The organism is Bradyrhizobium sp. USDA 3650 (genome assembly GCF_054057395.1).
Genome location: NZ_JBSRZG010000001.1, coordinates 5459482 through 5477924 on the forward strand (window position 1 = coordinate 5459482; position 18443 = coordinate 5477924).

The following is an 18443-nucleotide window of genomic DNA, read 5'->3' on the forward strand; positions in this document are numbered from 1 at the left end:
GTGGCGCCTTGATCAGGCGCCGAAACCGCCGTCGACGTTGAGCACCGTGCCGGTGACGAAGGAGGCTTCCGGGCTTGCGAGGAAGACGATTCCGGCCGCGACTTCCTCGGGGCGGCCGAAGCGCTGCAGCGCGTGCTGCTTGCGCTGGGTTTCGGCGAACTCACCGCCGTCCTTCGGGTTCATGTCGGTGTCGATCGAGCCGGGCTGCACCACGTTCACGGTGATGCCGCGCGGGCCAAGGTCGCGGGCTGCGCCCTTGGTGTAACCGACCACGGCGGCCTTGGTGGCGACGTAGTCTGCAAGACCCGGGAACGAGGCGCGGTCGGCAAGCATCGAACCAACGGTGACGATGCGGCCGCCTTCGCCCATCAATTGCGAAGCGGCACGGATCGCCGCGATCACGCCATGCACGTTGACGGCATCCTGTCGGACGAGCGCTTCGGTGTCGGCATTGGCATCGTCGATCGCGCCTCCGCTCGCGACGCCGGCATTGTTGACGAGGATGTCGAGATGGCCGAACTCCTTCGCGACGTCGTTGACGAGCTGCGTCACGTCCTTGGCCGAGGCCTGGTCCGCCTTGAAGGCGCGCGCCTTGACGCCCCGGGCCTTCAACTCGGTGACGACCGCTTCCGCCTTTTCGGGCGAGGCGACATAGCTGATCGCGACGTCCGCACCTTGATCGGCGAGTGCGCGGGCAGAAGCCGCGCCGATGCCGCGCGAGCCGCCGGTGACGAGGGCAACCTTGCCCGAGAGCTTCTTGGTCATTGGATTTCTCCATTGCTGAATTTCTGATGACCCTTGGATAAGCCTCCGTCTGTGGTATAGAAATAGAAACTGTTGAAACGCATTGTTTCCCTAAGCAGCCCAATTGGATCCGCTTTCATGGCCAAACTTCCCGATTTCGAGGCACTCGCGATTTTCGCAAAAGTCGTGGAATTACGGTCGTTTGCGGGGGCGGCGGGCGAGCTCGCGATGTCCAAGGCGACGGTGTCCAAGGCGGTCACGCGCCTCGAAGAGCGGCTCGGCGCCCGGCTGTTCAACCGCACCTCACGCCGGCTCGCGCTAACCGATGCCGGGCACAAGCTCGCCGAGCGTGCGACGCGCCTGCTGTCCGACGGCGAGGCGGCGGAGAACGAGGCGCTGGCGCAGTCGGTCGCGCCGCGCGGCCTGGTGCGGCTCGCCGTGCCCATGTCGTTCGGGATCAAGGCGGTGGCGCCGTTGCTCCCGGAATTCTTCGAGGCTTATCCGGAGGTCTCTGTCGATCTGCATCTGAGCGATGCGACCATCGATTTGATCGGCGAGGGCTTTGACATGGCGGTGCGGATCGCGCGGCTGCCGGATTCCTCGCTGATTGCGCGGCGGCTCTTCACGATGCCGCGCTTTACGGTGGCCGCGCCGTCCTATCTTAAGCAATACGGACGGCCGACGCATCCGATGCATCTGGCCGAGCACAAATGCTTCAGCTACGCCTATCTCTCCACGCCGAACGTCTGGCACTACACCAATGCGGCAGGCGAGCAGGCGAGTGTACGCCCCGGCGGCCAGCTCCGCGTCAACAACGGCGAAGCGGTGATGCCGGCGCTGATCGCCGGCCTCGGCATCGCCGACCTTCCAGAATTCATCGTCGGCGAGGCCATCTCCTCCGGCGAGGTCGAAGTGGTCCTGAAGGACTGGAAGCAGGTCGAAGGCGCCGTGCATCTGGTGACGCCACCTGGCGGCCCGCGCCCCGCACGCGTCGAGGCGCTCGGCGATTTTCTCGCGGCGAAGCTGCCGGGTACGTGCAAGCGGCAGGCAAAGAAGAGCGAGCGAACAGCGTAGGTGCGGTAGGGTGGGCAAAGCGAAGCGTGCCCACCAATTTGATGCGAGGGATCGCAAGTGCCTCAGTATCGCCGAGCGCAAGGCAACATGTTCTTCTTCACCGTCGTGCTAGCCGATAGGTCAAGTACGCTACTCGTCGACCAGGTTGATCGGCTACGCCAGATCTACCGAACGGTCGGGCAACGCCGGCCGTTCGAGACCGTCGCGATCTGTATCTTGCCTGATCACCTCCATGCGATCTGGGCGTTGCCTGAGGATGACGCCGACTTTTCGTCGCGATGGAATCTGATCAAGGGCAGCTTTTCGCGAGGCTTGGAGATCGGCGAGCGTTCACTCAGTAAATCGAGGAAGCGAGAGAAGGGCATTTGGCAACGCCGATTCTGGGAGCACGTAATTCGCGACGATGCTGACTTGGAGCGGCACGTTGATTACATACACTTCAATCCTGTGAAGCATGGCCTCGTCACGCGTGCGCGGGATTGGTCTTTCAGCAGCTTCCATCGTTATGTTGGTCAAGGCACCCTTCCCGTGGACTGGGGAGGGGATGTGCGTGATATCGCAGGGCACTTCGGCGAATGATTGGTGGGCACGGCGCTTTGCGCCTTTGCCCACCCTACGGCATACCGCCCAGTAGTACGATTACGACACCGTCACATCATTACGCGCGACCACGCGCAAATTCGGCTTCAACGTCTCTTCCAGCTGGGACTTCAAATCATGGACACGCGGATCGCGCGAGCGCTTCGCGCAGACTGCATATTGATGCACGGATTGCGCCAAGGCGCGTCGCGCTTCCGGCGTCTGCGTGACGTCGGGCTTTGAAAGCCGCAGGACGATGGCGGCGAGATTCACCAGCATCTCGTCCAGCGCCACGTCAATGGTCTGAAGTCTATTCATCGCTCCGCTCCCTGGGAGGCAACGGTAGGATCCGGGGGACGTTCCTGACCGGGCGGAACATGGGTAATGCTTCGTTAATCCCGCCGCGCGTCTTGTTCTTGCGGACGGTCACGCTAGGCTGGAGCCGAAATAAGAAAACAGGGGGAAATCTGCCATGGATCGACGCGATGTCCTGCGCGCTGCTGCCGCATTGCCGTTGTTGCCTGCGTTGTCGAGCGCGGCTTTCGCGCAAGCCTATCCCGCGCGCAACGTCACCATGATCGTGCCGTTTCCGGCCGGCGGCCAGGCGGACCTCGCGGCGCGCCCCGTCGCACAGGCGCTGGAGCGGATCCTCGGCAAGGCGGTTATCGTCGATAACCGCGCCGGAGGCGGCGGCGGATCGGTCGGCAACGCCGCCGCCGCACGCGCCGAGCCCGATGGCTACACGCTGCTGATGACGCTGTCCTCGCTTGCGGTGCTGCCCGAGGCCGACCGGCTGTTCGAGCGTCCGGTGGCCTACGAGGTCTCGCAGTTCATGCCGATCGCGCGGGTGCTGGCCGATCCCACGCTGCTCGCGGTGCCGGCTTCGGCGCCGTGGAAGACGGCGCAGGATTTCGTCGAGGATGCGAAGAAGCGCCCGGGCCAGATCACCTATGGCTCGTCGGGGCCTTACGGCACGCTGCATGTGGCGATGGAGATGTTTGCGAGCAGCGCCGATATCAAGCTGCTGCATGTGCCGTTTCGCGGCGCCGGACCGGCGCTCACCGCGCTGCTCGGCGGCACCGTGCAGGCGATCGCCGCCGCACCGGGGACGCTCAAGCCGCAAGTGGAGGACGGCAAGCTGCGCGTGCTCGGCAATTGCGGCGCCAAGCGCATCGCAAGCTTCCCCGATGTGCCGACCTTCCAGGAGCTCGGTTACAAGGACGTCGAGATGTACATCTGGGCCGGGCTGTTTGCGCAGAGCGCGCTGCCGGCGCCGATCGCGACCCGCCTGCGCGAGGCGATGGCGCAGGTGATGACGAGCCCGGACGTGCTCAAGGCCTTCGAAACGTCGGGCAGTCTCGTCGCCTATCAGGACGCGCCGGCGTTTGCCGAATTCGTGGCGGTCGACAGCGCGCGGCTGATTACGGCGGTGAAGAAGATCGGCAAGGTCGAATAGGTTCCTGGCCCTTTTTCACAATTTTTTGTTGGTCCAGAACCTCTCCGCGTCTCATTGATTGAAGAGAATTCGAGAGACTCGCGAAGGAATCGGACATGCGAACAGAGCGGATTGCGCTGGGTGTGGCGCTTGCGATCGGCGGCATCGTCGCGCAAAGCGCTGCATCCGCTGAAGAGTATCGCGGAACCATGGAGCAGCAGATGGCCTGCACACCGGATGTGTGGCGGCTGTGCAGCGACCAGATCCCTGATGTGAGCCGCATTACGGCCTGCTTGCGGCAGAACACGCCGCAGCTCTCCAGCGGTTGTCGCGCGGTGTTCCAGTCCAACAATCAGATGCCGCCGCAGCAGCAGGTTCCGGGCAATCGCGCCGCGCCGGCGCCACGTTATAACAATGCGCCACCGCCTCCGGCGAACCAGCCCCGACCTTACGACGAGGATGATTAGCGCGCTTCGGATCTGACCTCGCAGACATCGACCCATTCAGCCGCGGTCAGCTCGGCCATCCGCTCCGGCGTGATGCGCACCGCGCTGTGAGTCGAGCCGGCAGCCGGCACCACCACGTCGAACGCCTTCAGCGAGACGTCGCAATAGACCGGCAGCGGTGATCTCAATCCGAACGGGCAGACACCACCGACCTCGTGGCCGGTGACTTCCGCAACCTCTTCCAGCCCCAGCATCTTCGGCTTGCCGCCGAACGCGGCCTTCACCTTCTTGTTGTCCATGCGCGAGGTGCCGGCCGCGACGATCAGGATCACGCGCTCGCCGATCCGCAATGACAGCGTCTTGGCGATCATTCCGGGTTCGACGCCATAGGCTTCGGCGGCAAGCGCCACTGTCGCGGAGCTGATCGGGGATTCGATGACTGATATGTCGGGGGCTTTTTCAGCGAAGAAGGCGCGAACGGATTGTAGGCTCATTCAGATCGGCTCATTCCAGACTTATGGGCGGGCGGCGATGCCTAAGCAATCCTTGGCAGCTCCGAGAGCGCCCGGACGCGATGATCCGGTGCAAAGCCGAGCTCGTCCATTTGGGTGCGGATCGCCTTGAACATCGTCAGCGGTGCCACGAGTTCGTTCTCGACGCAAGCCAGCGCCATCGCTTCGGGCGTCACCCGTTCGATCCAGGCAACGTTCAGTCCGAACGCTTTCGCGCCCGCGACATCCCAGGGATTGGAGGAGACGAACAGCACCTCGTCAGGCGCGGTGCCGAGCACCTCTCCGATCAGCTCATAGGCCTCCGGGCTCGGCTTGAAGATCTTGTTCGCGTCGACGCTGATCGTGGCGTCGAGCAGGGCGTCGAGGCCGGAGTTGCGCACGAGCGCATTCAGCATGTCCGGACTGCCGTTGGAGAGGATGGCGAGTTTTCGCGGCTTCAGAGCCGTAAGCGCTGCCGTCGCATCCGGATAGAGATCGAGATGCAGGTATTTCTCGACGACGCGCTCGAATGCCTCATTCTCGTAAGCGAGCCCGAGCACGCGCAGCGTATAGGCAAGCGAGTCGCGCGTGATGGCTGCGAAGTCCTGGTAGCGCCGCATCAGCGAGCGCAACCAGGTGTATTCGAGCTGCTTGATCCGCCAGATCTGCGTGATGATCTCACCGTAGCCCGGAAACGCATCCTCGGTGGTCTCGGCGACCGACTGGATGTCGTAGAGCGTTCCGTAGGCGTCGAAGACAACGGCTTTGAGGCTCAATTGACCTGTCCTCCGGGATCGTTGCGGTCCACGGACTATACAAGGCGCTGCGGTATCGATCCAAGACGGAAACGCGACTTGGACCTCTGGTTTCTAAAATCTGATCACGACCTTGCCGAAATGTGAGCCGGTCCGCAGGTGCGCATAGGCTTGGGGGACCTCATCGAAACCATAGATCCGATCGACGATCGGGTGGATCGCATGTTCGGTCAGGAAGCGATTCATCGCGGCAAAGTGTTCGACCGATCCGACGGTGACACCGATGATGTCGGCATTCTCCCACTGAAGCCGCGCGAGGTCGGGCTTGGGGCCGAACCCTGTCAAAACCCCGATCTGGACGATCTTGCCACCCGAAGCGACCGATCTCAGCGATCGGTCGTAAGTGCCGGGACCGCCGAGTTCGAGGATGTGACTGGCACCTCTGCCATTCGTCGCCTTCATCAAGGCGACATCCCAGTCAGGCGTCTCGCGATAGTTGATGAGGATCGAGCCGCCCAGCGCCTTAGCGCGGGCGAGTTTTTCATCCGAGGAGGATATCACGATCGCACGCGCCCCCAGCGCCGCTGCGAATTGAAGCCCGAACAGCGCGACGCCGCCTGTTCCCTGGACCAACAGCGTGTCGCCTTTGCGCATCCCGCCGCGTGCGACGAGGCCATGGAAAGCCGTGACGCCGGCACAGGGCAGGGTCGCTGCCTCGAGCGCGGACAGATGCGCCGGCACTGAGACCAGCGCGGTCGCCGGCAGCACGACATACTCAGCCAGCATTCCGTCCATCGTGTTGCCACCGAGGGAAGAGGAAATATAGCTGGACTTGAACGGCCCCGATATCCAATCGCGGAAGAACGATGCAGCGACGCGGTCCCCGAGTCGCCATTGCGAGACGTCGGCGCCGATGGCGTCAACGACACCCGCACCGTCAGAGAGTGGCACGCGGCCCTTGAGCTCGCCTTGGCCTGCACGGTCGAGGATCAGGAGGTCGCGGTAATTCAGACTTGCCGCCTCGACCCGAATGCGGACCTCGCCATCGGCGGGTTCGGGTTTGCTGATGTCGACGCGCGCAAGGCGACCAGCACCAGCATGGCCATTCAAATGGTAGGCTTTCATCGTTGCTCCCTTCACAAGTGGCATTCACTTGGACGAGCAAAGTCTGTAGGGTCTGACAGTGCTGTCAGGGTCAAGAGGCTTCAGATGAAGATCGGCGAACTCTCCCGGCGGACGGGGGTCAGCGTCCGAATGCTACGCTACTACGAAGGCGAAGGACTGCTTGCGCCGCTGCGGACGAACTCCGGCTATCGCGACTATGGCCTGGCCGAAGAGGAAACCGTGCGGCGGATCAAGATGCTCGGCGGCGCGGGGATGACGCTCGAAACCATCAAGCGGTTGCTCCCATGCGTGCGGAACAACGATCCAGCTTTCACGCCGTGCAACGAGCTGCGAAAAATACTCACGCAGCAGGTCGGCCTGATCGATGAACGTATCGAGACGCTCAGCCAAAGCCGGACAATTTTGGCGGGCTATCTGGCAAGCGTGAACTGATCGCATAACGTAGCCATCAGATTCACCGGCTCTTGGTATTCCAGGCCTCCCGCTCGGCGAAGACCCGGCTGACCTCTGCCATATGCTCCGTGCCCCACGAGCACAGCGGCACCAGGGCCTGAGCGAGGCTGTGGCCCAAAGCGGTGAGGCTATAGTCCACCCGCGGCGGCACCTCCTTGTAGTCGGTCCGCTTCACGAGACCATCGGCCTCTAGCTCCTTGAGTTGCTGGATCAGCATCTTGTCGCTGACGTCGCGCACGGCTCGCCGCAGCTCGCCATAGCGGGTCGGCCCGCCCTGGGCGAGGAAGTACAGGATCAGCGGCTTCCATTTGCCGGCAATGACCCGCAGGGTCGCGTCGAGGCCGCAAGTGAAGCCGGGCAAAGTCGGGGTGCAGCTTTGGACAGGTGGCGAAGCCTGCGCAGGTGGAGAGATCATGTCTGACATTTTTGGGCACTTACCAAAAGGTGCATACTTGTCGATAGGTGGGTAGGCCGCCAGCTCAGTGCAACCCTAGTGAAGGAGCACATCATGAGCAGACTACAAGGCAAGACGGCGGTGGTGACAGGCGGCGGAACCGGCATCGGATTTGGAGCGGCCAAACGGTTCATCGACGAAGGCGCGTTCGTCTATCTCTTCGGGCGGCGGCAGGAGCCGCTCGACGCCGCCGTGGCGCAGCTGGGTTCCTCGGCGCGCGCCATCAGGGGCTCGGTGACTGATATGTCCGACCTCGATCGGCTGTACGCGGCGGTGAAGGCCGAACGCGGCGGGCTCGACATCCTGTTCGCCAATGCCGGCACCGGATTGTTCGCGCCACTCGGCGAGATCACGGTCGAGCATTACGATCATATCTTCGACGTCAATGTGAAGGGACTGGTGTTCACGGTGCAGAAAGCCCTGCCGCTGATGACGAAGGGGTCGTCGATCATTCTGACCGGATCGAGTACGGGCGTGATGGGGACGCCGCAGTTCAGCATCTACAGCGCGACCAAGGCTGCGATCCGTAATCTGGCGCGGAGCTGGGCGCTGGACCTGCGCGGCACCGGCATCCGCGTCAATGTGCTGTCACCGGGGCCGACCAAGACGGAGCTGGCGCTGGAGATCGTCGGCGAGGAAGCCTTCGATGCGCTCGGAAGCATGACGCCGATCGGGCGCGTGGGCGACCCGAGCGAGACCGGGGCGGTTGCGGCGTTCCTGGCGTCCTCAGACAGCAGCTTCATGACCGGCGGCGAGGTTTTCGTCGATGGAGGTCTGGCACAAGTCTGAGGCCTTCGGTCGGACGACTTCCGCCGATGCCACGAGAACGGTGCGCCCTCTCCCGCTTGCGGGGGAGGGCTGGGGTGGGGGTGTCTCCGCATCGGGAAATCATCGTGTGGAGAAAGCCCCCACCCGCCACGCTTCGCGCGTCGACCTCCCCCGCAAGCGGGAGAGGTTGCAGCGAGGTTCGGCGTGATCACCCGCCAGTCCGAACCGAACAGCATCTTGTTCTGCAGGAATAGTGAATCAACCGATGATAGAGTAGAAAGCGATCCGAGAACGCAGGCTTGAGATCGACCAATGCAAGATAATGTCGTCAGGCAACCGTTGCTGGTCGAGCTCGCCATCGAGGCGGCGTCTCGGGCGGAGCATGATAAACTTGTGACGGCGCTCGCCAAGCTTGCCGCCGAGGATCACTTGTTCATTGTGTCGCTCGATCCCGAGTCGGGGCAGGCTGTGCTGAAAGGGGTGAGCCAAGGGCATCTCGAAGGCAAAATCGATATTCTTCGCCGTGCCCATGGGATCGTCGTCAATGTCGGCGCGTGGCAGGTCGCATTGATCGAGCGCCCAACCACGCGCGCTGAGGGGGGCTACACCCATAGGAAGATCTACGGCCCCAAAGGCGAGTTCGCCGCCGTGAAGCTCGGCGTCGCGCCAATCGATGCCGGAAAGGGCTTTCACTTCGAGTCAAAGGTCAACGAGGATGTGCTGCCGAGAGAGTATCTGCCCGGCGTGGAGAAAGGTCTGAGAGACGTCCTTGCTTGCGGCGTCGTTGCGGGCTTTCCGGTGGTCGATGTCGGCGTCGAACTGATTGACGCCAAATATCACGATGTCGACTCATCAGTGCTTGGCTTCGAGGTCGCGACGCGGGCGGCCTTCCGCGAAGCCCTGAAAATGGCGAAGGCGGTCTTGCTCCAACCAATCATGAAGGTCGAGGTGGTGACGCCGGGAGCATTCGCAGCATCTATCGCCGACGATTTGAAATTACGGCGTGCGCACATTCGCTTCAGGGACATCGAGAACGAGGTTGTCGCGATCGACGCAATCGTTCCGCTCATGACCATGTTCGGCTATTCGGCAAGTCTAAGCTTGATGAGCCGCGGGCGGGCGAGTTCCGCGATGCGCTTCGATCATTACGCTGCGATTGAATCACCCGAGAGCGATCCGCCGTTTCGGCCGGCGATAGGCATGCGCGCTTAAGGCCCAGCCCTTTACCGCTGCGGAGCCGCTGCAAGCGAGCAAGCGGCTCCGTCAGTTCATGGGATCGCGCCTAAATCCCCAACAGCTTTCTTGCGTTGGCCTTCAGCACCTTCGGCCGGATCTCGTCGCGGATCTCGATCTTGGCGAAATCCGACAGCCAGCGGTCCGGCGTGATCACCGGCCAGTCCGAGCCGAACAGCATCTTGTCCTGCAGGATCGAGTTGATGTAGCGCACCAGGATCGGCGGGAAATATTTCGGCGACCAGCCCGAGAGGTCGATGTAGACATTGGGCTTGTGGGTCGCGACCGACAGCGCTTCTTCCTGCCAGGGGAAGGAGGGATGGGCGAGAATGATCTTGAGGTCGGGGAAATCAGCCGCGACGTCGTCCATGTACATCGGGTTGGAATATTTCAGCCGCATCCCCATGCCGCCGGGCATGCCCGAGCCGACGCCGGTCTGGCCGGTGTGGAACAGCGCGATCGCGCCGCCGTTGTTGATCTCTTCATAGAGCGGATAGGCCATGCGGTCGTTGGCGTAGAAGCCCTGCATGGTCGGGTGAAATTTGAAGCCGCGCACCCCGTACTCCTCGATCAGCTTGCGCGCCTCGCGCACCCCGAGCTTGCCCTTGTGCGGGTCGATCGAGACGAAGGGGATGAGAACGTCGAGATGGTCGGAGGCGATCTCCAGCATCTCCTCATTCTTGTAGCGGCGGAAGCCGGTCTCGCGCTCGGCGTCGACCGGGAAGATCACCGCGGCGATGTTCTTGGAGCGATAGTAGGCCGCGGTCTCCGGCACGGTCGGCGGATGCTTGTGCGGCGACTTGAAATAGTCCGCCATCTGCGCCTGAAAATCGTCATAGCCGTCGTCGGGATGGGTGCCGCAAGGCTCCTCGGCGTGGGTGTGAATGTCGATGGCGACGACGTCGTCGATGTTCGGCAGCTTCAGCTTCGGCATGGGTTTCCTCCCGACGGGTTGCCGAATTGATTATATGATATAACGAATTTGGCAAGGCATTGTGGGACAAGGCGTTGCAGGACAGGCGTCGTCCGCGCCAGATTGGGCCGATCCGGCCCCTTCTACTTTGCATGGGGTTGTTTTCCAGAATTTGCTGGGTGGGATCGGGGCAGTTAACATTGACATCCGGTGCTCCCATGCCTTAAGAACCGCCCCGTCCCGGGCGGTCGGTCCGCCAGCGGGAAAATCTCATTTTGCCTCATTCGCGCGTGCCGAAACGGTAGTGCCGAACACGGCCTTTCGAACGTTCAGGATTCTGCCATGAAGGTCCGTAACTCGCTGAAATCGCTGCGCGGTCGCCATCGCGCCAACCGCCTGGTCCGCCGCAAGGGCCGGGTCTATGTGATCAACAAGGTGCAGCGCCGCTTCAAGGCGCGTCAGGGCTGATTTTCGCCCTGCCGGACGCCGCGCGCGCCCCGCAAGACCACGGTCTCACACGAGTTTGACGCCGCCCCTGCTTTGCAAGGGCGGCTTTGCGCGTTTAGACTTGGACCATGGCAGTGAGATTCTTCGTCGCCCGCACCCTGTGTCTGGCTCTCGTACTGGGAGCCGTCGGACTCGCTCCGGCGCTGGCACAGCAGATTGATCCACCGAGCCCGCCCGGCAAGCAGAAGAAACTTCCGGAAGCGCCGGCCAAGCTGCCCAAGGTCGATCGCACCAAGAATCTCGATTTCCTGTTCGGCGCGCTGAAAGCTGCGCCCGACGAAGCCAGCGCCAAGCATGTCGAGGCGCGGATCTGGGCGATCTGGATCCAGACCCCGAGCGACACCGCGGCGCTTTTGATGGCGCGGGCCAAGACTGCGGTCGACGCAAAGAAGATCGAGGTTGCGATCAAGCTGCTGGATTCTGTCGTCAAGCTGAGGCCCGACTACATCGAGGCCTGGAATCGTCGCGCGACGCTCTACTACATGCAGAACGATTATGGCCGCTCGCTCGCCGACATTCGCGAGGTGTTGATCCGCGAGCCCCGCCATTTCGGCGCGCTCGCAGGCCTCGGCATGATCATGCAGGAGGTCGGCGACGAAAAGCGCGCACTCGAAGCCTATCGCAAGGCGCTCGCCGTCAACCCGCACCTCGAGAAGATCCCCGACCAAGTCAAGGCGCTGACCGAGAAGGTCGAAGGCCGCGATATTTAGCGGACAAGTCGATCATTGCTCGAGCGACTGCGGCGCAAGCCGATTAACCACGACGACACGCGCCGCGTCACAAGGGGTATGGGTGGTGCCGCCGCAGGCCTATCTTGATGGCGGGAGCACAGCCATGAAGCGTTTGATCTTTGCAGGTATATTGCTGCTGGCGTCGGGCACGGCGAGCCTCGCCGACGGACTGTTCTGGGTGGTCGGCAATCGCGCCACCGGAAAATGCAACATCGTGACCAGCAATCCCGTGATCATCGGCGACGTCTGGTTCGGGGACGGTCCCTACAAATCGAAGGCCGACGCCAAGCTTGCCCGTTCGACCATCCGCGCCTGTCCCGCACCCACGCCTGACGAGGAAAAGGACGAGGACAGCACGAACTAGGTCGACAGCAACCTAGTGCAAAACGCTGCCTTCGCGCTCGGCGAGGCCGCGATCGACTGCGGCGGCGTAAGCCTTTGCAAGCTCCGTCTCGAGGTGCTCGTTGATCAGCAGCAGCGCGCGCACGGCACCGCGCAGGTCGCCGTGGCAGCTTGCCACGATCTCGTCGATCGCAGTGTCTTTGGATCTCAGGCTCATCGAAATTCTCCGGTTCAAATCAGGATAAATCCTGCCGGTCTTTCCCGCATCCCCGAGGGTTGCGAGCACGATCGGCGCCCACCCGCGTCTCAATGGCGGAACCGACCGTGGCGATTATATGGACGCCGCGATGACGACGGCATGAAGCTGTTTCGAAGCCTGCGTGCTGCGGGGAGCGGTATTGATTTCGTTGCGTTTTTCCCGCTTGAATTATGCACATATCCACAGCCCCGGCATTTCAAGTGGAGCGCGGGGGCTCCCCGGGCGAAACTGCCGCCCGCAAGCCACGTAACTGCCCTGTGCCCTGGATCGCCCGGATTCCATCCATGATCGTGATGTCAGTCGTGACTGCGCTGGTTGTGCTGGCGCTGGTCACGCAGGCCGGCGTCCTCGCTGTGCAACGCTCCTTTCCACCGCAAGGCCGGATGATCGAGGTCGATGGCGCCGTGCTTCACCTCGTCGATATCGGACCGCGCGATTCGGGCTTGCCGGTCGTGATGCTGCACGGCGCGAGCTCCAACCTCGAGGCGATGCGGCGGCCGCTCGGCGATCTCCTCGCCAGGAACCATCGCGTCATCCTGATCGACCGTCCCGGCCACGGCTGGAGCACGCGGGCGCGGCGGCAGGATTCGACCCCGGAGGTCCAGGCGCGGATGATCGATGAGGCGCTCGGCAAGCTCGGGATCGATCGCGCGGTCTTCGTGGTGCATTCCTGGAGCGGCGCGCTCGGCGCGCGGCTGGCGCTAGATCATTCCGGCCGCGTCGCGGGCCTTGTGATGCTCGCGCCGGTCACCCATCCCTGGCGCGGCGGCGTCGGCCGCTACAACGAGATCATCGCAACGCCCGTGATCGGCCCGCTGCTCGCCTACACCATAACCCTGCCGCTGGGCTACTTCCTGAGCGAGCCCGGCGCGCGCAACGTCTTCCTGCCGCAAATGATGCCGGATGGTTTCGTGCAGGACTCCGCGACGCCGCTGCTGCTGCGCCCGCGCGAGTTCATCGCCAATGCCTATGATCTGGTGACGCTGAAGCAGGCGGTGGCCGCGCAAGCTCCGCGCTACGGCGAGATATCGGCGCCGGTCACGATCATCGCCGGCGAGCCCGACAAGACAGTGAAGACCGCCATTCACGCGCGCCCGTTCGCCGCCACCGTGCAGAATGCCAAGCTGATCGTGCTGCCCGATCTCGGCCACATGGTGCAGAACGCGGTGCCCGATCTCGTGAAGACCGAGATCGAGACGATGATCGGGAAAATCGTCCCGGCGCGGGCGGCCGCCGATTAGAGCGTTTTCGAGCGAAGTGGATGCCGGTTTGCGTGAAGAAAACGCGTCAAAACAACAAGCTGGAGCTTCGGTTCAGAACCGAAGCTCCAGCGGCCGCCGTTCGCACGCTTACTGCTTGATCTTTCCGTCCTTGTCGAACTGCGACACGTAGGCCCAGAGATTGTTGATCTCGGTCTCGTTCTTGATGCCAGCGAACGCCATCTTGGTGCCGGGAATCTTGGCTTTGGGGTCCTTGATGTATTCCTTGAACACGGCCTCGTTCCAGGTGATGCCGGAATTCTTGTTGGCGTCGGAATAATTGTAGTCCGGCGCGGTGCCGGACTTGCGGCCGTCGAGGCCGTTGAGCTCGGGGCCGACCTTGTTCTTGGCGCCTTCGCCGATCGCGTGACAGGCCAGGCATTTGTTGAACGACGACTTGCCGGCCGCGGCATCCTGCGCCATCGCGGCGGGTGCGGTGGCAATCGCGGTGAGGATGGTCAATGCGCCAAAAATCAGTTTTGTCATCGGGTGCTCTTCGTCTCTTCCCTGGGGGCTGGTTAGTTGCATGCCTGATCGGCAATGGTGGGACCCGCCGGTTTTGGCAGGCCTGCTCGGATTGGACAAGCCGCCAAACCATGGCAGGTTTCACGATTTCCTACTTGTCCCAGAGCGAACTCGCGCAAGATCGTCGATCCGACTTTCGGATGGCCTACCCAAACCACCGCGGACGTGGTTGATTTACCGCGACAAATCGATCGTGCGGCCTCGGCCGGAAGAATATGGCGTGAAGGAAATGTTATGGCCATCATGATGCCCGCGAGTGACCAGGCCGTGCTCGCGCGCCGCGCCGAAATCGTGGCTGCATTGCGCGCAATCGTGCCGGGCGAAGGCGTGATCGATACGCCTGCCGAGATGCGGGCCTATGAATCCGACGGATTGACGGCCTATCGGCAGCCGCCGATGGTCGTGGTGCTGCCCGACACGACCGAGCAGGTTTCGCTCATCCTGAAATATTGTGCAGGGCAGGGCATCAAGGTGGTGCCGCGCGGCTCGGGCACCTCGCTGTCCGGCGGCGCGCTGCCGCTGGAAGACGGCGTGCTCCTGGGGCTCGGCAAGTTCAAGCGCATCCGCGAGATCGATTTCGACAACCGCGCCGTCGTCACCGAGCCCGGCGTCACAAACCTCGCGATCAGCCAGGCCGTCGCCCATGCTGCGTTCTACTACGCGCCGGATCCGTCCTCGCAGATCGCCTGCTCGATCGGCGGCAATGTCGCGGAGAATTCCGGCGGTGTGCACTGCCTGAAATACGGCATGACCACCAACAACGTGCTCGGCTGCGAGATCGTGCTGATGAGCGGCGAGATCCTGCGCATCGGCGGCAAATCGGCGGAGAACTCCGGCTACGACCTGATGGGCGTCATCACCGGCTCGGAAGGCTTGCTTGGCGTCATCACCGAGATCACGGTGCGGATCCTGCAAAAGCCGGAGACGGCGCGCGCGCTGATGGTCGGATTCGCGCAAGTCGAGGCGGCCGGCGAATGCGTGGCGCGCATCATCGGCGCCGGCATCATTCCCGGCGGCATGGAGATGATGGACAAGCCCGCGATCCACGCCGCGGAGGCCTTCGTCCATGCCGGCTATCCGCTCGACGTCGAGGCCCTCCTCATCATTGAGCTCGACGGTCCCAAGATCGAGGTCGACGAGCTGATCACGCGGGTCGAGACGATTGCGAACGCTTGCGGCTCGACCACCTGCCAGATCTCGACCTCGGAGGCCGAGCGCAATCTGTTCTGGGCCGGCCGGAAAGCCGCGTTCCCCGCCGTCGGCCGCATCTCGCCGGACTATCTCTGCATGGACGGCACCATCCCACGCGGTGCGCTGCCGAAGGCGCTGGCGCGCATCCGCGAGCTATCGGAAAAATACCAGCTCGGTTGCGCCAACGTGTTCCATGCCGGCGACGGCAACCTGCATCCGCTGATCCTCTATGACGCCAATAAGCCCGGCGAGATCGAGCGCGCCGAAGCCTTCGGCGCCGACATCCTGCGCGCCTGCGTCGAGTTCGGCGGCGTGCTCACCGGCGAGCACGGCGTCGGCATCGAGAAGCGCGATCTGATGCCGGAAATGTTCAGTGAGATCGACCTCAACCAGCAGCAGCGCCTGAAATGCGCCTTCGATGCGCAAGGCCTGCTCAATCCCGGAAAGGTGTTTCCGACCCTGCACCGCTGCGCCGAGCTTGGTCGCATGCACGTCCACGCCGGCAAGCTGGCGTTTCCCGACATCCCGCGATTCTAGCGTCGCCTCGCTGCAACGCGCCAAATTTGATTTTCGCTGCAAACTTCGTTACCCGCTACAGGCGTGGATACGCTCAAGGTACGAGACGCCAAAGACGTCGAAGAGGTGGTGCGCGCGGCGATTGCCAATGAGCAGCCGCTCGAGATCATCGGCCATGGCTCCAAGCGTGGCATCGGCCATGCGATGGCGACCAACGCCGTGCTCGACGTCTCCGCGCTGAGTGCCATCACCGCCTACGAGCCCAACGAACTCATTGTCACGCTCCAGGCCGGGGCGCCGCTGGCCGACGTGCTGTCGCTGATCGATGCCAAGAACCAGCAATTCGCCTTCGAGCCGATGAACACAGCGCCGCTGCTCGGCACGCCGGTATCAGGCACCATCGGCGGCATGATCGCGGCTGGCCTGGCCGGTCCGCGTCGGATCAAGGCGGGCGGGGCGCGCGACCATCTGCTCGGGGCGCATGCAGTCTCCGGTTTCGGCGACAGCTTCAAGACCGGCGGCAAGGTGGTGAAGAACGTCACCGGCTACGACCTCTGCAAGCTTCTCGCGGGTTCCTGGGGCACGCTGTCGGTCATGACGGAAGTCACGCTGAAGGTGATGCCGAAACCGGAGGCCGAGCGGACGCTGTTGCTGCGCGGCCTCGACGATGCCGCCGCCAACAAGGCGATGACCGCGGCGCTCGGCTCGCCCTTCGACGTCTCCGGTGCCGCGCATCTGCCGACATCGGCGTTCCGGACCAAGATCGAAGGTCTCGGCGATATCGCAGGCCAAAGCGAGGCGCTGACCGTGCTGCGGCTCGAGGGCATTACCGCCTCGGCCGCCCACCGTGCCGGCTCGCTGCGCGAATTGCTGGCACCGTTCGGAACCGCAACGCTGGTCGAGGACACGGTGTCAGCGGCGCTATGGTCCACGATCCGCGACGTCCTGCCGTTCGCGGCTGACGGCGCGCTGGGGGCCTGGCCGGTCTGGCGGATCGTCTGTCCGCCGGCGTCGGGCGCGGCGCTCGGGACGCTGCTGGCGCGCGAGACCGGCGGCGAATTGATCTACGATTGGGGTGGTGGACTGATCTGGGCGGCGTTGCCACCGAAGCCAGACGCGCATGCCTCGGCCGTGCGCGAACGTGCGAATGCGGCCGGCGGGCACGCCACGCTGATCCGGGCGGCCGAGGACATCAGGCGCACGATCGATGTATTCCACCCGCAAGCCGCTGGCCTTGCCGCGTTGAGCGAGCGGGTCCGCGCCAGTTTCGATCCGAAGACCATCCTCAACCGGGGCCGGCTGACGCGGGACGCTTGCTGAATGAAGACCGAATTCTCACTCGCGCAGCTCGCCGATCCCGACATCGCGGAAGCCGACAAGATCCTGCGCGCCTGCGTCCATTGCGGCTTCTGCACCGCAACCTGTCCGACCTATGTGCTGCTTGGCGACGAGCTCGATAGCCCGCGCGGCCGCATCTATCTGATCAAGGAGATGCTGGAGAAGGACCAGACGCCGACGGCCGAAGTGGTCAAACATGTCGACCGCTGCCTGTCGTGCCTGGCCTGCATGACGACCTGCCCCTCGGGGGTGAATTACATGCATCTGGTCGATCAGGCCCGGGTCAGGATCGAGCAGCGTTACGAGCGGCCGCTGGCCGAGCGGCTGCTGCGCCGGGTGCTGGCCTTCGTCCTGCCGGACCCGCAGCGTTTCCGCGCCAGCATGTGGCTGGCGCGGCTGGCCCGCCCGCTGGCCGCGTTGCTGCCGACGCCCCGGCCGTCGGCGACACCAGGCCTGATCCTGCGCCTCAAGGCGATGCTGGCGCTGGCGCCGGACCGGCTGCCGCCACCGGGGCCCGCCGCCGGCAGTGTGTTCGCGGCACTCGGCAAGAAGCGCGGCCGGGTCGCGCTGCTCCAGGGCTGCGCCCAGCAGGTGCTGGCGCCGCGCATCAACCAGGCCGCCATCAGTCTCCTCACGCGCCACGGCATCGAGGTCGTCCTCGTCAGGGACGAGCAGTGCTGCGGCGCGCTGACCCATCACCTCGGCAACGACCAGGACGCATTGGGGCGGGCTCGCGCCAATGTCGCGGCGTGGCGCGCGGAAGCGGCCGGCGAGGGGCTCGACGCCATCCTGGTGACCGCGTCCGGCTGCGGCACCGTGATCAAGGACTACGGCTATCTTCTGCGCGAGGACGCTGCGTTTGCCGCCGATGCGGCGAAGGTCTCCGCGCTCGCCAAGGACATCACTGAATACGTCGCCGGCCTTGGACTTGTGGCCACCGCGCGACAGGACAACATCGTCGTCGCCTATCACTCTGCGTGTTCGTTGCAGCACGGGCAGAAAATCACGGGCCTTCCGAAAGAATTGCTTTCCAATAATGGATTCGTGGTGAAAGATGTGCCGGAGAGCCATTTGTGTTGCGGTTCGGCGGGGACTTACAACATTCTCCAGCCCGAGCTTGCGGGCCGGTTGCGCGATCGCAAGGTCGCCAACATCGCGAGCGTCAAGCCGGACATGATTGCCGCAGGCAATATCGGCTGCATGGTGCAGATTGCCAGTGGCACGTCAGTTCCGGTCGTACACACGATTGAGCTTCTCGATTGGGCTACGGGCGGGTCGCGGCCGGCATTGAACGCGCAAGACTGA

23 protein-coding genes are annotated in these 18443 nt (G+C 63.6%); 14 read left to right on the top strand and 9 right to left on the bottom strand.

All coding sequences use genetic code 11. The annotated features are described in order from the left end of the window. Positions 1–12: 12 nt before the first annotated feature. Positions 13–765: an SDR family NAD(P)-dependent oxidoreductase gene (locus ACVIN2_RS25535; RefSeq protein ID WP_456767677.1), complete on the bottom strand. Its 753-nt coding sequence runs from the start codon at positions 763–765 to the stop codon at positions 13–15. A 117-nt stretch (positions 766–882) separates the two neighbouring features. Between ACVIN2_RS25535 and ACVIN2_RS25540 the strand changes: the two genes are divergently transcribed. Continuing rightward, positions 883–1818 carry a LysR family transcriptional regulator gene (locus tag ACVIN2_RS25540; RefSeq protein WP_456767678.1) on the top strand — a complete coding sequence of 312 codons (936 nt, stop codon included), beginning with the start codon at positions 883–885 and terminating at the stop codon, positions 1816–1818. Between the two features lie 57 nt (positions 1819–1875). Continuing rightward, positions 1876–2397, top strand: coding sequence for an REP-associated tyrosine transposase (locus ACVIN2_RS25545; protein ID WP_456767679.1), 522 nt, complete (start codon positions 1876–1878; stop codon positions 2395–2397). 60 nt (positions 2398–2457) lie between these two features. Here the strand turns inward: ACVIN2_RS25545 and ACVIN2_RS25550 are convergent, their stop codons facing one another. Continuing rightward, the gene (locus tag ACVIN2_RS25550) at positions 2458–2715 is read right to left on the bottom strand and encodes a hypothetical protein (RefSeq protein ID WP_456767680.1); all 258 of its coding nucleotides are present in this window, start codon (positions 2713–2715) and stop codon (positions 2458–2460) included. Positions 2716–2869: 154 nt separating this feature from the next. Here ACVIN2_RS25550 and ACVIN2_RS25555 point away from each other — a divergent pair, with 154 nt between their 5' ends. Then, positions 2870–3853, top strand: a complete 984-nt coding sequence (locus ACVIN2_RS25555) for a tripartite tricarboxylate transporter substrate binding protein (RefSeq protein ID WP_456767681.1) — start codon at positions 2870–2872, stop codon at positions 3851–3853. Positions 3854–3948: 95 nt separating this feature from the next. Continuing rightward, entirely contained in the window at positions 3949–4299 is a 351-nt protein-coding gene (locus ACVIN2_RS25560) for a hypothetical protein (RefSeq protein ID WP_456767682.1), read from the top strand. Here ACVIN2_RS25560 and ACVIN2_RS25565 read toward each other — a convergent pair. The 3 genes from ACVIN2_RS25565 to ACVIN2_RS25575 all read right to left on the bottom strand — a co-directional run bounded on the left by ACVIN2_RS25565 (position 4296) and on the right by ACVIN2_RS25575 (position 6649). Beyond that, complete coding sequence (locus ACVIN2_RS25565) at positions 4296–4772, bottom strand: YbaK/EbsC family protein (RefSeq protein WP_456767683.1); 477 nt, start codon at positions 4770–4772, stop codon at positions 4296–4298. The two genes, ACVIN2_RS25560 and ACVIN2_RS25565, sit on opposite strands and share 4 nt — an antisense overlap. A 41-nt stretch (positions 4773–4813) precedes the next feature. Then, positions 4814–5545: a haloacid dehalogenase type II gene (locus ACVIN2_RS25570; RefSeq protein WP_456767684.1), complete on the bottom strand. Its 732-nt coding sequence runs from the start codon at positions 5543–5545 to the stop codon at positions 4814–4816. Positions 5546–5638: 93 nt separating this feature from the next. After that, on the bottom strand, positions 5639–6649 hold the full coding sequence (locus tag ACVIN2_RS25575) for a zinc-dependent alcohol dehydrogenase family protein (RefSeq protein ID WP_456767685.1): 1011 nt from the start codon (positions 6647–6649) through the stop codon (positions 5639–5641). A gap of 84 nt (positions 6650–6733) precedes the next feature. Between ACVIN2_RS25575 and ACVIN2_RS25580 the strand changes: the two genes are divergently transcribed. Next, a complete protein-coding gene (locus tag ACVIN2_RS25580; RefSeq protein WP_456767686.1) occupies positions 6734–7081 on the top strand; it encodes a MerR family transcriptional regulator in 348 nt (115 codons plus the stop codon). A gap of 22 nt (positions 7082–7103) precedes the next feature. Here the strand turns inward: ACVIN2_RS25580 and ACVIN2_RS25585 are convergent, their stop codons facing one another. Beyond that, positions 7104–7517: a winged helix-turn-helix transcriptional regulator gene (locus ACVIN2_RS25585; protein WP_456769805.1), complete on the bottom strand. Its 414-nt coding sequence runs from the start codon at positions 7515–7517 to the stop codon at positions 7104–7106. 93 nt (positions 7518–7610) lie between these two features. On the opposite strand from ACVIN2_RS25585, the gene ACVIN2_RS25590 reads away from it, so the two are divergent. Beyond that, positions 7611–8345 (top strand): SDR family NAD(P)-dependent oxidoreductase, encoded by a 735-nt coding sequence (locus ACVIN2_RS25590; RefSeq protein ID WP_456767687.1) that lies wholly within the window; start codon positions 7611–7613, stop codon positions 8343–8345. 291 nt (positions 8346–8636) lie between these two features. Further along, positions 8637–9536 (top strand): hypothetical protein, encoded by a 900-nt coding sequence (locus ACVIN2_RS25595; RefSeq protein WP_456767688.1) that lies wholly within the window; start codon positions 8637–8639, stop codon positions 9534–9536. A 70-nt stretch (positions 9537–9606) separates the two neighbouring features. Here ACVIN2_RS25595 and ACVIN2_RS25600 read toward each other — a convergent pair whose 3' ends face one another. Then, positions 9607–10491 (bottom strand): amidohydrolase family protein, encoded by an 885-nt coding sequence (locus ACVIN2_RS25600; RefSeq protein WP_027565452.1) that lies wholly within the window; start codon positions 10489–10491, stop codon positions 9607–9609. Positions 10492–10812: 321 nt separating this feature from the next. Between ACVIN2_RS25600 and ykgO the strand changes: the two genes are divergently transcribed. From ykgO to ACVIN2_RS25615, 3 genes are all read left to right on the top strand, one after another. After that, positions 10813–10938 carry a type B 50S ribosomal protein L36 gene (gene ykgO / locus ACVIN2_RS25605; RefSeq protein ID WP_006611362.1) on the top strand — a complete coding sequence of 42 codons (126 nt, stop codon included), beginning with the start codon at positions 10813–10815 and terminating at the stop codon, positions 10936–10938. Between the two features lie 107 nt (positions 10939–11045). Next, positions 11046–11687, top strand: a complete 642-nt coding sequence (locus ACVIN2_RS25610; protein WP_456767689.1) for a tetratricopeptide repeat protein — start codon at positions 11046–11048, stop codon at positions 11685–11687. Positions 11688–11811: 124 nt separating this feature from the next. Further along, positions 11812–12072, top strand: a complete 261-nt coding sequence (locus ACVIN2_RS25615; protein ID WP_247404005.1) for a hypothetical protein — start codon at positions 11812–11814, stop codon at positions 12070–12072. Between the two features lie 12 nt (positions 12073–12084). On the opposite strand, the gene ACVIN2_RS25620 is transcribed toward ACVIN2_RS25615, so the two are convergent. Further along, entirely contained in the window at positions 12085–12267 is a 183-nt protein-coding gene (locus tag ACVIN2_RS25620) for a hypothetical protein (protein ID WP_007596968.1), read from the bottom strand. Between the two features lie 326 nt (positions 12268–12593). On the opposite strand from ACVIN2_RS25620, the gene ACVIN2_RS25625 reads away from it, so the two are divergent. Beyond that, positions 12594–13550: an alpha/beta fold hydrolase gene (locus ACVIN2_RS25625; RefSeq protein WP_456767690.1), complete on the top strand. Its 957-nt coding sequence runs from the start codon at positions 12594–12596 to the stop codon at positions 13548–13550. A gap of 108 nt (positions 13551–13658) precedes the next feature. Here the strand turns inward: ACVIN2_RS25625 and cycA are convergent, their stop codons facing one another. Further along, entirely contained in the window at positions 13659–14054 is a 396-nt protein-coding gene (cycA, locus tag ACVIN2_RS25630) for a cytochrome c-550 CycA (RefSeq protein WP_456767691.1), read from the bottom strand. 273 nt (positions 14055–14327) lie between these two features. On the opposite strand from cycA, the gene ACVIN2_RS25635 reads away from it, so the two are divergent. The 3 genes from ACVIN2_RS25635 to glcF all read left to right on the top strand — a co-directional run bounded on the left by ACVIN2_RS25635 (position 14328) and on the right by glcF (position 18443). Then, complete coding sequence (locus ACVIN2_RS25635) at positions 14328–15821, top strand: FAD-linked oxidase C-terminal domain-containing protein (protein WP_456767692.1); 1494 nt, start codon at positions 14328–14330, stop codon at positions 15819–15821. Between the two features lie 63 nt (positions 15822–15884). After that, entirely contained in the window at positions 15885–17120 is a 1236-nt protein-coding gene (locus ACVIN2_RS25640) for an FAD-binding protein (protein WP_456767693.1), read from the top strand. After that, entirely contained in the window at positions 17121–18443 is a 1323-nt protein-coding gene (glcF, locus tag ACVIN2_RS25645; RefSeq protein WP_456767694.1) for a glycolate oxidase subunit GlcF, read from the top strand. It abuts the gene before it with no gap.